The following is a 14,610-nucleotide window of genomic DNA, read 5'->3' as shown; positions in this document are numbered from 1 at the left end:
AAACCCCGACAAACCTGCCCGTAGGTCGGATAAGGCATTCTCGCCGCCATCCGACACTTTTGCTGTGCCTGATGGCGACACCCTGGCACCTTATCAGGCCGACAAACCAGCCTATGGTTGAAAAGAGGTGTTATTTTGAGTGGGCATATAGTACCTGGATTACAATGAATTACTACCGCCAGATGTTACAGGGGGTTATTCAGCCATCGCCTCCCGCCACAGCTTTTCAACAACACGCTGGGCCAGTAGCGCCTGCTCGCCTGCCGTCTGGGGAACCGTCTGATTTTGCACGCACTCAATGAAATGACGGGCACATCCGGCAAAACCACGCTGTTCTAAGGTCGTTTGCCAGCCCGCTATCGGCTTATGAACAACACCTTGCCCACGCTCCTCCCGCCATTCCCGCATATCAGTGACGTCAATCAGGCCGCCGTCCGTCACCGCCTGCACGCTCTCGCGCTGGCTACCGGCACGGCGATGCATACTGGTCGTTATCTGCATTTGACCGACAGAAAAATGATGCTCGGCGTAGAGCATCGCACCAGATTCATTGGTCAGCAGCGTGCCGTTATTTAACTGCGCCTGCCCTCCCGCCAGCCACAAAGCGGTATCGACCACGTGCAGATAGTCGTCCAGCAGAGTGAAGCGCAGATCGTGCGGCCCAACGCTATCCGTACGGTGCTTATCCATTCGTACTGACGCTGCGGTGCCCAACTGGGTTTTGAGATCCTGGTACAGCGGTGCAAATCGACGGTTAAACCCGACCATCAGCGTGAGTTTTTTCCGCGCGGCCAGCTCGACCAGTTGCTCAGCCTCGTGCAGGTTTTCCGCCAGCGGTTTATCCACACACACGTGAACTCCGGCATTCAGCAATTCACTAACTACCGCATAGTGCGTCGCGGTACTGGAATGGACGAAAACCGCGTCGCAGGTTTGCGCCAGATTCTTCAATGAATCCACGTAGGGTATTCGCCAGGTGTCACAGATACGCTGTGCTTTATCGCGTGAAGGTGAAAAGGCGCCTTGCAGCGTCCAGTCCGCGGAGGTGCCTAGCACGGGTAGCCAGGCCTTTTGTGCAATACCGCCCAGGCCGACTACGCCGATACGTAATTTTTTCACGTTAGTCTCCCAGGTGCGCCAGCAAGGAATCAAGTCGCTGCTTAAGTTCTGCGACTTCCGTTTCCAGCGCTTCCACGCGCGCCTGCAGATCACCGGAGGCTACAGGGAGTTCATCTGCCGCGGCAATGGCTTCATCAACCTCACCACAAAACAGGTGCATATAGCGACTTTCACGTTTGCCCGGCTCACGCGACAGGCGGATCACATAAGGCCCATCTTCCCGGTTCGCCAGATTTTCCAGCGTCGACTCCACTTCGGCCATATCGCTGAATTCGTACATACGGGATGCGCGGCTACGCAGTTCACCAGGCGTCTGAGCGCCCCGCAGCAGCAGTGTGGTGATTATGGCCACCTCTGCGGCACTAAGCTTCAGATTGCCAAATTCAGAGTTGCAGAAACGCTGCTCATATTTCGTGACGCGATTGCCAAAACCGCTCACCGTGCGCAGAAAATGTCGCTTAACCAGGTTATCCAACTGCTCCTGCACGTCCGATTCCGACAGGTTCATCACCGGTTCACGATTCGTTTTTTGATTGCAGGCTGTTACGACTCCATTAACGGAGAGTGGGTACTGTTCCGGCGTGGTCACTTGTTTTTCTAATAAACAGCCAATCACTCGTGCTTCGGTGGCGGTTAATTCGTATTTCATCGTCTTCTCCATTAATCATGGCTGCATCTGAAACTTAGCGGCCGGGGGTCCATTCTGATGTGGTCAACGCCGTCAGCACGTGATCGCGCCACTGCCCGTCAATCAGCAGGTAGTCTTTGGCATACCCTTCTTTTTCAAAACCCAGTCGCGCCAGCAGGTCACCGCTGCGCTTATTATGTGGCATGTAGTTAGCCATAATGCGGTGAATATGCTGCGTGCGCTGCATATAACGGATGGCCGAGGTTAAGGCTTCATACATTAGCCCCTGCCCCTGCCATTTCTGCGCAATGGAGTAGCCGAGATAACAGGCATGGAAGGATCCCCGCACCACGTTTGAAAAGTTCGCAACGCCGATAATTTCTTTTTCGTCCGGATCGAGCAGCGCAAAATAATAGGCGGTGCCCTGTTTATGAAACTCAGAAATCATGCTCAGACGCGCCTGCCAGCCGGACGGATAGCAGTGGCTTTCATCGCGAATAGGTTCCCAGGGTTTTAAGAAATGACGATTTTCTGCGTAATAATCTGCCAGACGCCAGGCATCACGCTCATGCACTAAACGCACGACCAGGCGGTCGGTGGTTAAGCGCACTTTTGGCACGTTACTGCGATAGCCAAACATTCTATACCTACTCCTTCCCGTAACGTCTTCAATACGCTATTCGCATTACTATACCTGTGCGAATACGCCCTGTGAAAAGAGCAAAATGCCATTTTTTGAATTATTCACACATTTTGATGAAAACTCTCTATCAAGACGGACTTTTGATAAAAAAATATTGTCCCGCGAAGGGTGGGAAAAGCGATGACGACACCGCAGAATAGGAGGTGCTTATCTTTTAAACTCTATCCAGAGTGACGAGTTTTTCCCTGGAGGGGAAATGTCGCAAGTCTCGCAGGCAAGGAACCTGGGTAAATACTTCCTTCTCATCGATAATATGCTGGTCGTGCTGGGTTTCTTCGTCGTTTTCCCGCTGATCTCAATTCGTTTCGTCGACCAAATGGGCTGGGCCGCCGTGATGGTCGGTATTGCACTAGGATTACGTCAATTTATCCAGCAGGGGTTGGGTATTTTCGGCGGTGCTATTGCGGACCGTTTCGGTGCAAAACCGATGATCGTCACCGGCATGCTGATGCGCGCTGCCGGGTTCGCCACCATGGGCATTGCCCATGAGCCGTGGCTGCTGTGGTTTTCCTGCTTTCTCTCCGGACTGGGCGGTACACTATTCGACCCACCCCGCTCGGCGCTGGTGGTTAAACTGATCCGCCCGGAAAAGCGTGGGCGCTTTTTCTCTATTCTGATGATGCAGGATAGCGCCGGGGCCGTGGTTGGCGCGTTGCTTGGCAGTTGGTTATTGCAATACGATTTTCGTCTCGTCTGTGCCACCGGCGCAATTTTGTTCGTTCTGTGCGCGGCGTTTAACGCCTGGCTGCTCCCGGCATGGAAGCTGTCGACGGTGAAAATTCCAGTGCGCGAAGGGATGAGCCACGTGATGCATGACAAGCGCTTTGTCACCTATGTGCTGACGCTGGCGGGCTATTACATGCTGGCGGTACAGGTGATGCTGATGCTGCCAATCATGGTGAACGACATCGCAGGTTCACCGGCCGCTGTGAAATGGATGTATGCCATCGAGGCGTGCCTCTCATTGACGCTGCTCTACCCAATTGCCCGCTGGAGTGAAAAACGTTTTCGCCTTGAACATCGTCTGATGGCCGGTCTGCTGGTGATGTCTCTGAGCATGATGCCGATCGGTCTGGTGGGGAATTTGCAGCAGTTGTTCACCCTGATCTGTACGTTCTATATTGGCTCGATCATCGCCGAACCCGCGCGTGAAACCCTTAGCGCCTCACTGGCGAATGCACGTGCCCGAGGAAGCTATATGGGCTTCAGTCGACTGGGGCTCGCTATCGGTGGCGCAATTGGATATATCGGCGGCGGCTGGCTGTTTGATATGGGCAAGGCCCTGGCACAGCCTGAGTTGCCCTGGATGATGCTCGGTATTATCGGCCTCATCACCTTCCTGGCGCTGGGCTGGCAATTCAGTCTCAAACGCCCAACGAGAGGCATGCTGGAGCCAGACGCCTGATAGCCGAACCTGCTTCCGGGCGCTTTTCAGTTTTTTCTGCTGGCGTCCGGGGCGCTGGTACTCGATGATGCTTTGTGTCACGATTACGCCACATGCATCATGTTGAGGAACCCCATGAAAAAGTTTTTTTTTGCCGCTGCACTGATTGTCAGCGGCCTGTTGGTTGGTTGTAATCAACTCACGCAATACACGGTTAGCGAGCAAGAAATTAATCAGGCCCTGGCAAAGCATAATAACTTTTCTAAAGATATCGGCTTGCCCGGCGTTGCTGAAGCACACATCGTACTAAATAATCTCGCCAGTCAGATTGGCCGTGAAGAACCCAATAAAGTGACGCTGACCGGTGATGCCAACCTGGACATGAATTCCCTGTTTGGCAGCCAAAAAGCGACCATGAAGCTGAAGTTAAAAGCCTTACCGGTATTCAACAAAGAGAAAGGCGCAATTTATCTGCAAGAGATGGAAGTCGTGGATGCGACCGTTACACCAGAAAAAATGCAGTCGGTACTGCAAACGCTGATGCCTTATTTAAACCAGTCGCTGCGTAACTATTTCAACCAGCAGCCAGCCTACATTCTGCAGGATGACAGTAGCCAGGGTGAAGCACTGGCGAAAAAACTGGCGAAGGGAATTGAGGTGAAACCGGGGGAAATCATCATCCCGTTCACCGACTAATAAAACTGAGGGCGCCGATGCGCCCTTTTTTTTCGTGCAAACGAAAACGTTTCCGCTTATCCTTTGTTTCCGGCAAAAAAGACTATCCTCAGCCGGAGCATATTAATGACTGCACCATCCCAGGTTTTAAAGATCCGCCGCCCAGACGACTGGCATCTTCACTTTCGCGATGGCGACATGTTAAAAACTGTCGTGCCCTACACCAGTGAAATTTATGGTCGCGCCATTGTCATGCCGAACCTGGCACCGCCCGTCACCACGGTTGACGCGGCTATCGCTTATCGCCAGCGCATTCTTGACGCGGTACCTGCTGGACACGACTTCACACCATTAATGACCTGCTACTTAACGGATACGCTGGATCCCAACGAGCTGGAACGTGGATTTAACGAAGGCGTATTCACCGCAGCAAAACTCTATCCGGCCAATGCCACCACCAACTCGACGCATGGCGTAACCTCTATTGACGCCATCATGCCGGTGCTGGAGAGGATGGAAAAATTGGGTATGCCGCTGCTGGTGCACGGCGAAGTGACGCATGCAGATATCGATATTTTCGATCGCGAAGCGCGCTTTATTGAAACGGTGATGGAACCGCTGCGCCAGCGTTTGACCTCGCTGAAAGTAGTGTTCGAGCATATCACTACCAAAGATGCTGCCGAATACGTGCGCGACGGTAACGAGCTTCTGGCAGCGACTATTACGCCACAGCACCTGATGTTTAACCGCAACCACATGCTGGTTGGCGGGATTCGTCCTCACCTGTACTGCCTGCCGATCCTCAAACGTAACGTCCACCAACAGGCGCTGCGTGAACTGGTTGCCAGCGGGTTTACGCGCGCCTTCCTCGGTACCGACTCAGCGCCGCACGCACGTCATCGCAAAGAGTCAAGCTGTGGCTGTGCTGGATGCTTTAATGCACCGACCGCACTAGGCAGCTATGCCACCGTGTTTGAAGAGATGAATGCGCTGGACCATTTCGAAGCCTTCTGCTCACTCAACGGCCCACAGTTCTATGGTTTGCCGGTAAATGAGACCTTTATTGAGCTGGAACGTGTGGAGCACCTGGTTCCTGAGAGCATAGCGTTGGAAGACGATACGCTGGTGCCTTTCCTGGGTGGCGAAACGGTACGCTGGTCAGTAAAAAGCTAAAAAAAGTGTAGCCAACTGATTCGATTAACTGTATAAATAAACAGTATATTCAACAGGGGGCTACTATGCGTATTGAAGTCACTATTGCCAAAACTTCACCTTTACCTGCCGGTGCAATTGACGCACTGGCAGGTGAACTCTCCCGCCGTATTCAGCACCATTTTCCGGATAACGAAGGTAACGTTACCGTCCGTTATGCCGGCGCAAACAATCTGTCGGTTATTGGCGCGACCAAAGAGGACAAAGAACGCATCAGCGAGATCCTACAGGAAACCTGGGAAAGCGCGGATGACTGGTTCATCAACGAATAAATAACGATATGCAGTGATGTTTGTTTGCCGGGTCGCCCCGGCTTTTTTATACACGCTATCTTGTAATCAATTGCGCATTTCTTCTGACGAGCATTTAATTTAATATTAACCCACCGATTATCTTTTAACCAAAGCAACAAAATAATTGTGCAACATACTAAAAAAAAATGAATAACATGTCGGTTTCTTAGTCAGATAACGCTGAAAACAAAAAATTTATGCCCTTCCCTCTTTAAATTTTCAATGAATACCCTTATTTATTGATATACTGAAGTTGCTTCAGAAAAAAACGCATTGAACCTCGAAAACCGTTGTCTAGTAACACGAATTAGGGGGCATGATGGAAAAGAATAATGAAGTCATTCAGACTCATCCGCTTGTAGGGTGGGACATCAGCACTGTTGATAGCTACGATGCGCTGATGCTGCGTTTGCACTACCAAACCCCGAACCGCCCTGACCCGGATGGGACTGAAGTTGGTCAAACGCTCTGGTTAACCACTGATGTTGCCAGGCAATTTATTTCGATATTAGAAGCAGGAATCGCCAAAATTGAATCTGGCGATTACCAGGTAAATGAGTATCAGCGACATTAAACCTGATACATCCAACCATCAAAAGGCACCTTAGCGGTGCCTTTCTTATTTCCAGGTTGAATATTCCAGGTCAGTTATTTACCCTTCTACTATCGCGATTGCAGAGAGAAGCGGATGAAATACGACTTAATCATTATTGGCAGCGGTTCGGTAGGCGCCGCAGCTGGATACTATGCCACTCGTGCCGGTCTGAAGGTTCTGATGATCGATGCGCATATGCCACCACATCAACAGGGCAGCCACCACGGCGATACTCGATTAATTCGTCATGCTTATGGCGAAGGAGAAAAATACGTTCCGCTGGTGCTACGTGCACAAACATTGTGGGATGAACTGTCCACCCATAATGAAGAACCGATTTTTGTTCGCTCCGGAGTTATCAACCTCGGTCCGGCAGAGTCAACCTTCTTAGCAACTGCAGCGCAAAGCGCAAAACAGTGGCAACTTAACGTTGAACAATTAGATGCAGCGGCCATCATGGCTCGCTGGCCGGAAATTCGCGTACCTGACAACTATGTCGGTCTGTTTGAAGCGGAGTCCGGTTTTTTACGCAGTGAGTTAGCAATTAAAACCTGGATCCGTCTGGCGGAAGAAGCAGGCTGTGCGCAACTGTTTAAATGCCCGGTCAGCGCAATTCATCACGGTGATGATGGCATCACGGTAGAAACGGCTGACGGTGACTACCACGCGAAGAAAGCAGTGATCAGCGCCGGCACCTGGGTGCAGGCTTTAGTCCCTGAACTACCGATACAACCTGTGCGCAAAGTGTTCGCCTGGTATCAGGCCGATGGGCGCTACAGCGTTAAGAATAACTTCCCGGCCTTCACCGGCGAACTGCCAAATGGCGATCAATACTACGGTTTCCCGGCTGAAAACGACGAGCTGAAAATTGGTAAGCACAATGGCGGACAGGTAATTCACTCTGCAGAAGAGCGTAAGCCATTTGCCGCTGTAGCCAGCGACGGTTCTGAAGCCTTCCCATTCCTGCGCACAATTCTGCCTGGCGTTGGCTGTTGCCTGCACGGCGCATCCTGCACTTACGATAATTCACCGGATGAGGACTTTATCATTGATACTCTGCCGGAACATGACAATACGCTGATCATTACCGGGCTGAGCGGACATGGCTTTAAGTTTGCTTCTGTACTGGGAGAGATTGCGGCAGACTTCGCTCAGGACAAACAGTCTGAATTTGACCTGACCCCCTTCAGGCTAAGCCGTTTTAAGTGATAATAAATGAATGGCCTCGTTGGTGAGGCCATTTTTAATGACAGGAATAACGTCAATGCGCCGTATCTTTCACTATCTGGTTAATAATATTCGCGAGCACCTTATGCTCTACATTATTTTATGGTCGCTGCTGGCCATTATGGATGTAATATATATTATGTTTTTCTAATTCCTGTGCGCTGACATTAACTGACAAAAATTGAGATTAGCTTAATTTTAATTGCAATAAACTGAACAATAACAAAAACCATAACATCCCATAGACTCAGCCCCGCCACATATTTTCGCACTAATCCCTTGATGATTACCTCAACAATCAGTCAACTTTATTGAACAAAAAATAAATATCATCACTATTGTTATTTATTAGTTGCATTAATGTCTTTTACACGCCATTTTCATTCACTTCTGAAATATCAATCGGTGTGCTTATGCAATTCAATAATACTCCACAGCGCTATGGCGTAGTGTCAGCCACATTACATTGGCTGGTTGCGATTGCTGTATATGGCATGTTTGCGTTGGGGTTATGGATGGTCACGCTTAGCTACTATGATGGCTGGTATCACCAGGCCCCCGAACTGCATAAAAGCATCGGCATCCTACTCATGATGGGACTGGTTATCCGCGTTATCTGGCGGTTGTTCTCCCCTCCGCCTGCTGCGTTGGCAAGCTACTCCCGTTTAACCCGTATCGCCGCGGCAATGGGTCACCTCGCACTTTATTTGCTGCTCTTTTCAATCGTCATCAGCGGATATCTGATTTCCACCGCAGATGGCAAAGCGATAAGCGTCTTTGGCTGGTTCGACATTCCCGCCACCCTGGCCAATGCGGGTTCCCAGGCCGACCTCGCCGGTAGCCTGCACCTGTGGCTTGCGTGGACCGTGGTGATTTTATCCCTACTACACGGACTGATGGCCCTGAAACATCACTTTATTGATAACGACGATACCCTCAATCGCATGTTGGGAAAATCGTCATCTGACTATGGAGCTTAAAATGAAAAAAAACCTGCTGGGACTTACACTCGCTTCTCTTTTATTCACCACCGGGTCGGCCGTGGCGGCAGATTACAAAATTGACAAGGAAGGACAGCATGCCTTTGTTAATTTCCGTATTCAGCATCTGGGTTACAGCTGGCTGTACGGCACTTTCAAAGATTTCGACGGTACGTTTACCTTTGATGAGAAAAATCCCGCAGCCGATAAGGTTAACGTAACCATCAACACCAACAGCGTTGACACTAATCACGCCGAACGCGACAAGCATCTGCGCAGTGCAGATTTCCTTAACGTGGCAAAATTCCCGCAGGCTACCTTCAGCTCCACCAGCGTGAAAAAAGAGGGGAATGACCTGGATATCACCGGTAATTTGACCCTGAACGGCGTTACTAAACCGGTTACGCTGGACGCGAAGCTCATCGGTCAGGGTGGTGATCCCTGGGGCGGTACGCGCGCTGGTTTTGAAGCGCAAGGTAAGATTAAGCTGAAGGATTTCAACATCACCACCGATCTCGGACCTGCATCGCAGGAAGTCGATTTGATCATCTCAGTGGAAGGTGTTCAGCAGAAGTAACGCATGAATTACCGGATGAGGTTCTGCCCCTCATCCGGCATCATGTTATTTCGCAGGGTCTGGAATACCCAGTTTGGTATTCAGGTGACCGCGTGATTTATTGAAGATTTTATTGCCATTTTCACGTCCCGCACGACGACGCCGTTGTTCCTCTTCCGGCAACTCACTCTCTTCGCTACACAGCTCGCTACAGCAGCCTTTATATTTCTGCGCACAAGCCGGGCACTGAATAAACAACAGATGGCAGCCATCATTTTTGCAATTAGTATGGCTATCGCACACCGTGCCGCACTGATGGCAATGCGCGATAACATCTTCAGAGATCCTTTCGCCCATACGCTCATCAAAGACAAAGTTTTTACCGACAAAACGTACCGGGAGTCCCTGTTCACGCGCCTTGCGGGCATACTCAATAATACCGCCCTCAATGTGCCAGACTTTGCTAAATCCATTGTGTTTCATCCAGGCGCTGGCTTTCTCACAGCGGATCCCACCCGTGCAATACATCACGATTTTTTTATCTTTATGCGCCTGCATCATTTCAACAGCTTTCGGCAACTGGTCGCGGAACGTGTCTGCCGGTATCTCCAGCGCATTCTCGAAATGACCCACCTCATATTCATAGTGGTTGCGCATATCAATGAATACCGCTTCAGGATCGTCCAGCATGGCGTTCACTTCTGCAGCCTTGAGATAATCCCCCACGTTGCTGGCGTCAAAGTCTGGATCGTCAATACCATCCGCCACGATACGGTCACGGACTTTCATACGCAGTACCCAGAACGATTTACCGTCATCATCCAGCGCTATATTCAGACGTAAATCCTTCAATGCAGCATCAAACGCATAGAGTTGCTGGCGAAATGCCTCGACGTTGCTTTGCGGTACGCTGATTTGCGCGTTAATTCCTTCATGGGCAAGATATACTCGCCCGAAGACGTTCAATGCGGTGAACATCTGGTACAGCGCATCACGCGTGTGCTGAGGATTGGCAATGGTGTAATATTTATAGAATGAGATCGTCGTGCGCGGCTCGGTCTCGGCCAGCATTTTGGCTTTGAGGGCGTCGTTCGAAATGCGGTTGTGTAACACTGGCATGGTGTACGTATCCTGCAAATAAGGAATAAATGAAAATCGGCGGCATAATAAAGCAAACATCGCCAATTTACATCCACACATTTTACGCTACATTTCATACTTCACGATAAAACCGCAACAACAATTGCAGAATTAATCACCATTCTCCCGTCACAAATTTTTGATACGCGCGAAAAAATGCGACAATACAGGGAATTGGTCGTTTGAAGACAGGATAGACATGACGAATTTACCCAAGTTTTCGGCTGCGTTACTGCATCCACGCTATTGGTTAACCTGGCTGGGTATTGGCATCCTTTGGTTAATCGTGCAGTTACCCTACCCCATCCTCTTTAAGTTGGGCTGTGCATTAGGTCGACTGGCGCTACGTTTGATGAAACGTCGGGCAAAAATTGTTTCCCGAAATCTGGAACTGTGCTTCCCGCAGATGAGTGAGCAGGAACGCCAGCAGATGGTCGTCAAGAACTTTGAATCAGTAGGCATGGGCGTAATGGAAACCGGGATGGCCTGGTTTTGGTCCGATAAGCGTATTTCGCGCTGGACGGAAGTGATCGGAATGGAACATATCCGTGATGTTCAGGCGCAAAAACGCGGGATTCTGTTAGTGGGTCTGCACTTTCTGACTCTGGAACTGGGTGCGCGCCAGTTTGGCTTGCAGGAGCCGGGTATTGGTGTGTATCGCCCTAATGACAATCCACTGCTGGACTGGCTACAAACCTGGGGCCGCATGCGCTCGAATAAATCAATGCTCGATCGTAAAGACCTGAAAGGGATGATTAAAGCCTTGAAAAAGGGCGAAGTGGTCTGGTACGCGCCGGATCATGATTACGGCCCTCGCGCCAGCGTGTTTGTACCACTTTTTGCCGTTGAACAAGCCGCAACAACCTCAGGGACCTGGATGCTTTCGCGCATGTCCAATGCCTGCCTGGTACCGTTTGTTCCCCGCCGCAAACCTGACGGTAAAGGGTATCAATTGATTATGTTGCCTCCAGAATGTTCACCACCGTTGGACGACGCAGAGACTACAGCTGCGTGGATGAACAAAATTGTTGAGCAATGCATCATGATGGCGCCAGAGCAGTATATGTGGTTGCATCGTCGCTTCAAGACACGTCCTGAAGGCTCCCCTTCTCTGTACTGACGCAGAGTTGCAGCCCAGTGGGCTGCAACCCGCTCCCTACCCGTTTTAGGTTTAACTGCTATCCGCATTGCAGCAACTATCAACCAGGCGCATAATTAGCCTGCTTACTTATATTCAATCGATAGCGCAAACAGCGCATCACACTGCGGATCGCTATGTCACCCTCAGATGCCCCCATAAACTGGAAACGCAACCTCACCGTTGCCTGGTTAGGTTGTTTTTTAACCGGAGCAGCATTTAGCCTGGTCATGCCCTTTTTGCCTCTTTACGTCGAGAGTCTCGGCGTCACGGGTCATAGCGCCCTGAATATGTGGTCAGGCCTGGTCTTCAGCATCACCTTTCTCTTTTCAGCCATTGCCTCTCCTTTCTGGGGTGGTCTTGCCGATCGCAAAGGACGAAAAATCATGCTGCTGCGTTCCGCGTTGGGCATGGCAATTGTGATGCTGCTGATGGGACTGGCGCAAAATATCTGGCAGTTCTTAATCCTGCGCGCCTTGTTAGGGCTGCTTGGTGGATTCATCCCCAATGCGAATGCACTGATCGCCACCCAGGTTCCACGCAATAAAAGCGGCTGGGCACTGGGAACGCTTTCAACCGGTGGCGTTAGTGGCGCACTGCTCGGGCCGCTAGCTGGCGGCCTCCTCGCGGATCAGTACGGATTACGCCCTGTATTTTTCATCACCGCCAGCGTGCTGCTGGTCTGCTTCATCCTGACGCTATTTTTTATCCGCGAGCGTTTCCAGCCGGTGAGCAAGAAGGAGATGCTGCACATTCGTGAAGTCGTGGCCTCTTTAAAGAACCCCAAACTGGTGCTGAGCCTGTTTATCACCACTTTGATCATTCAGGTAGCCACCGGTTCTATCGCGCCAATACTGACCCTGTACGTTCGAGAGTTGGCTGGCAACGTCAGCAATATTGCATTTATCAGTGGGATGATAGCCTCTGTCCCCGGCGTTGCGGCATTAATCAGCGCCCCGAAACTTGGCAAATTAGGCGATCGAATTGGCCCGGAGAAGATCCTGATCGTCGCGCTGATCGTTTCTGTGTTACTGCTTATTCCGATGTCATTTGTCCATACGCCCTGGCAGCTTGGTGTTCTGCGCTTTTTATTGGGTGCGGCCGACGGCGCTCTGCTCCCGGCGGTACAAACGCTGCTGGTTTACAACTCGACCAATCAAATAGCTGGACGTATTTTCAGTTATAACCAGTCATTTCGCGATATCGGTAACGTAACAGGACCTCTAATGGGGGCAGCGATATCCGCCAACTACGGTTTTCGTGCCGTTTTCTGTGTGACCGCGGGCGTCGTACTGTTTAACGCCCTGTACTCGTGGAATAGCCTGCGCCGTCGTCGGAGTACAGAGGTCGTGGGATGATTTGTGTATTTGTATTCGCCGGTTCGGAATAATAAACTTATCTTACACGGCGTATATTTCAACCTTAATGATAATAGTAACACACCTTATTTCTGCCAGAATTTTTGGCTTCATACAATGCGGCATCGGCGTATGAAACAACTTTATCCGCTGATTCATCATCAATCTTACTGCAATATACACCGATACTTATCGTCATTTTTTCTTTTAACTCATACGAATTTGGTATTGTCGTACCATTCTCTACATTTCGCCTAATTCGCTCTGCAACAACAATTGCCTCATCTTTATCGTTACACTTAAGAAGGATCGCAAATTCTTCGCCGCCTACTCTGGCAAAAATATCCGTATCTCTGATTGATTTATTGACAATGTCGACAATGCTGATTATCACTCTGTCACCTTCCTGATGGCCGTAGGTATCGTTAATCCGTTTGAATTTATCAATATCCAGAACCATCACACATACTGCGCCTTTTGCTAATGATGATTTTAATGACTTATAGAATAGTTTACGATTATATATTTTAGTCATTGCGTCTTTAATAGCTGAATCCGTTTCTTTTTTTAAGATGATGAAGGTGTTGTACATCAGTATTGAGATTATACACAGGGCACTTATCACCTCAATCCCACGGCTAACATACCAAATATACATGCTATATTCATCCAGGCTCAGAAGTAGTACATTGGTCAATATTGCCGAGCAACACAGTAGCCCTATACTTTTCCACAAGATGTTATGCGTTCTGGTTTTAATGATTAAATACAACAGGACCAGTCCCCAGGATACAATAAGCGAATAAATGTACCCAATATGCCAGTGCACGGTGACATTATCAGGCTTCAGGCTTGTGATCTCGAGTGTAAAATTAGGGTTGTAACTGGCCAGAGCGTGCGCCACCACCGCGATAACAAGCATGATTAAAAAAGACAGAACGATATAGCAAGGTTCTCTTTCTTTGGTTTCAATAACTGTCGAGGATACTTTATAAGATTTTAATGAAACAAATAGCAGAGCAATGAAACTAATCTGCCGAAAGTAATAGAATATGGCTATATCGTTAGTTCTTTTTTCGATTGAGGCATAATCATTAATCAAGTCCTGAACGATGTAGATAGTCTCGATGAAAAATATGTTATTCCCAAGAAACGCCATACCTAATATCATAAGGCAGGTGAGATCTTTTCTACAAAGATACTGGAATAACATAAACAGGAAGATTATCCCATATAAAAAGAATAAACCTACAATTATAATCAGATATACTGTTTGCGGCACACTTTGTATCGTTAATTTAAATTGTGTAAGACACACTCCACCAAGAACATAGCTAGCCAAACAGATTATATAGAAAGCCATTAACCTTCTATTATTTGAATTGCCGTTATCCATAACAACCTTAAGGGCTCTCTTAATTTTGCATTTTATATAATAAAGCATAAGATTTTGCAAACTATTATATCTGCACAGATTCAATGACACTAATTCATTTCTTATTTAATGGTTTCTTATAGATTTATAACCTTTGTCATTAATAACATTTTATTATGTATACTATTTTAGTATCACTCACACCATTCACAGTCCCCATACACAAA

16 protein-coding genes are annotated in these 14,610 nt (G+C 49.1%); 11 read left to right on the top strand and 5 right to left on the bottom strand.

The window, feature by feature from the left end; genetic code table 11:
• Nucleotides 1-195 precede the first annotated feature (195 nt).
• Genes OGY09_RS17765 through rimJ form a run of 3 tightly spaced genes read right to left on the bottom strand, consistent with a single transcriptional unit; the run spans nucleotide 196 to nucleotide 2,387 of the window.
• The gene (locus OGY09_RS17765) at nucleotides 196-1,119 is read right to left on the bottom strand and encodes a Gfo/Idh/MocA family protein (protein WP_032942955.1); all 924 of its coding nucleotides are present in this window, start codon (nucleotides 1,117-1,119) and stop codon (nucleotides 196-198) included.
• Between the two features lies 1 nt (nucleotide 1,120).
• Nucleotides 1,121-1,768 (bottom strand): YceH family protein, encoded by a 648-nt coding sequence (locus OGY09_RS17760; protein ID WP_032942953.1) that lies wholly within the window; start codon nucleotides 1,766-1,768, stop codon nucleotides 1,121-1,123.
• Between the two features lie 34 nt (nucleotides 1,769-1,802).
• On the bottom strand, nucleotides 1,803-2,387 hold the full coding sequence (gene rimJ / locus OGY09_RS17755) for a ribosomal protein S5-alanine N-acetyltransferase (RefSeq protein ID WP_003832145.1): 585 nt from the start codon (nucleotides 2,385-2,387) through the stop codon (nucleotides 1,803-1,805).
• A 259-nt stretch (nucleotides 2,388-2,646) separates the two neighbouring features.
• On the opposite strand from rimJ, the gene mdtH reads away from it, so the two are divergent.
• The 9 genes from mdtH to OGY09_RS17710 all read left to right on the top strand — a co-directional run bounded on the left by mdtH (nucleotide 2,647) and on the right by OGY09_RS17710 (nucleotide 9,393).
• The gene (gene mdtH, locus OGY09_RS17750) at nucleotides 2,647-3,855 is read left to right on the top strand and encodes a multidrug efflux MFS transporter MdtH (RefSeq protein ID WP_003832142.1); all 1,209 of its coding nucleotides are present in this window, start codon (nucleotides 2,647-2,649) and stop codon (nucleotides 3,853-3,855) included.
• 114 nt (nucleotides 3,856-3,969) lie between these two features.
• Nucleotides 3,970-4,530, top strand: coding sequence for a lipoprotein (locus OGY09_RS17745; protein WP_020996498.1), 561 nt, complete (start codon nucleotides 3,970-3,972; stop codon nucleotides 4,528-4,530).
• 105 nt (nucleotides 4,531-4,635) lie between these two features.
• Nucleotides 4,636-5,682 (top strand): dihydroorotase, encoded by a 1,047-nt coding sequence (pyrC, locus tag OGY09_RS17740; protein ID WP_032942952.1) that lies wholly within the window; start codon nucleotides 4,636-4,638, stop codon nucleotides 5,680-5,682.
• A gap of 65 nt (nucleotides 5,683-5,747) precedes the next feature.
• Nucleotides 5,748-5,993 (top strand): DNA damage-inducible protein I, encoded by a 246-nt coding sequence (gene dinI, locus OGY09_RS17735; protein WP_003036157.1) that lies wholly within the window; start codon nucleotides 5,748-5,750, stop codon nucleotides 5,991-5,993.
• A 340-nt stretch (nucleotides 5,994-6,333) separates the two neighbouring features.
• Complete coding sequence (gene bssS, locus OGY09_RS17730) at nucleotides 6,334-6,588, top strand: biofilm formation regulator BssS (protein WP_003036154.1); 255 nt, start codon at nucleotides 6,334-6,336, stop codon at nucleotides 6,586-6,588.
• Between the two features lie 114 nt (nucleotides 6,589-6,702).
• Nucleotides 6,703-7,818 (top strand): N-methyl-L-tryptophan oxidase, encoded by a 1,116-nt coding sequence (gene solA, locus OGY09_RS17725; RefSeq protein ID WP_032942951.1) that lies wholly within the window; start codon nucleotides 6,703-6,705, stop codon nucleotides 7,816-7,818.
• Nucleotides 7,819-7,873: 55 nt separating this feature from the next.
• A complete protein-coding gene (locus OGY09_RS17720; RefSeq protein ID WP_003036148.1) occupies nucleotides 7,874-7,987 on the top strand; it encodes a YceO family protein in 114 nt (37 codons plus the stop codon).
• 262 nt (nucleotides 7,988-8,249) lie between these two features.
• Nucleotides 8,250-8,816 (top strand): cytochrome b, encoded by a 567-nt coding sequence (locus tag OGY09_RS17715; RefSeq protein WP_032942950.1) that lies wholly within the window; start codon nucleotides 8,250-8,252, stop codon nucleotides 8,814-8,816.
• A 1-nt stretch (nucleotide 8,817) separates the two neighbouring features.
• Nucleotides 8,818-9,393 carry a YceI family protein gene (locus OGY09_RS17710; RefSeq protein WP_003832130.1) on the top strand — a complete coding sequence of 192 codons (576 nt, stop codon included), beginning with the start codon at nucleotides 8,818-8,820 and terminating at the stop codon, nucleotides 9,391-9,393.
• Between the two features lie 45 nt (nucleotides 9,394-9,438).
• On the opposite strand, the gene trhO is transcribed toward OGY09_RS17710, so the two are convergent.
• Entirely contained in the window at nucleotides 9,439-10,491 is a 1,053-nt protein-coding gene (gene trhO / locus OGY09_RS17705; RefSeq protein WP_032942949.1) for an oxygen-dependent tRNA uridine(34) hydroxylase TrhO, read from the bottom strand.
• Between the two features lie 220 nt (nucleotides 10,492-10,711).
• Between trhO and OGY09_RS17700 the strand changes: the two genes are divergently transcribed.
• Nucleotides 10,712-11,632 carry a Kdo(2)-lipid IV(A) acyltransferase gene (locus tag OGY09_RS17700; protein ID WP_003036136.1) on the top strand — a complete coding sequence of 307 codons (921 nt, stop codon included), beginning with the start codon at nucleotides 10,712-10,714 and terminating at the stop codon, nucleotides 11,630-11,632.
• Nucleotides 11,633-11,787: 155 nt separating this feature from the next.
• On the top strand, nucleotides 11,788-13,008 hold the full coding sequence (gene mdtG, locus OGY09_RS17695) for a multidrug efflux MFS transporter MdtG (protein WP_032942948.1): 1,221 nt from the start codon (nucleotides 11,788-11,790) through the stop codon (nucleotides 13,006-13,008).
• A 64-nt stretch (nucleotides 13,009-13,072) separates the two neighbouring features.
• Here the strand turns inward: mdtG and OGY09_RS17690 are convergent, their stop codons facing one another.
• Nucleotides 13,073-14,404, bottom strand: coding sequence for a sensor domain-containing diguanylate cyclase (locus OGY09_RS17690; RefSeq protein ID WP_032944370.1), 1,332 nt, complete (start codon nucleotides 14,402-14,404; stop codon nucleotides 13,073-13,075).
• Nucleotides 14,405-14,610: the final 206 nt, after the last annotated feature.

The sequence above is a fragment of the Citrobacter sp. Cpo071 genome, from assembly GCF_030332765.1.
GTDB classification, from domain to species: Bacteria; Pseudomonadota; Gammaproteobacteria; order Enterobacterales; family Enterobacteriaceae; genus Citrobacter; species Citrobacter portucalensis.
Note: the sequence above shows the minus strand (reverse complement) of the source record. Positions and strands in the feature narration are given on the sequence as shown.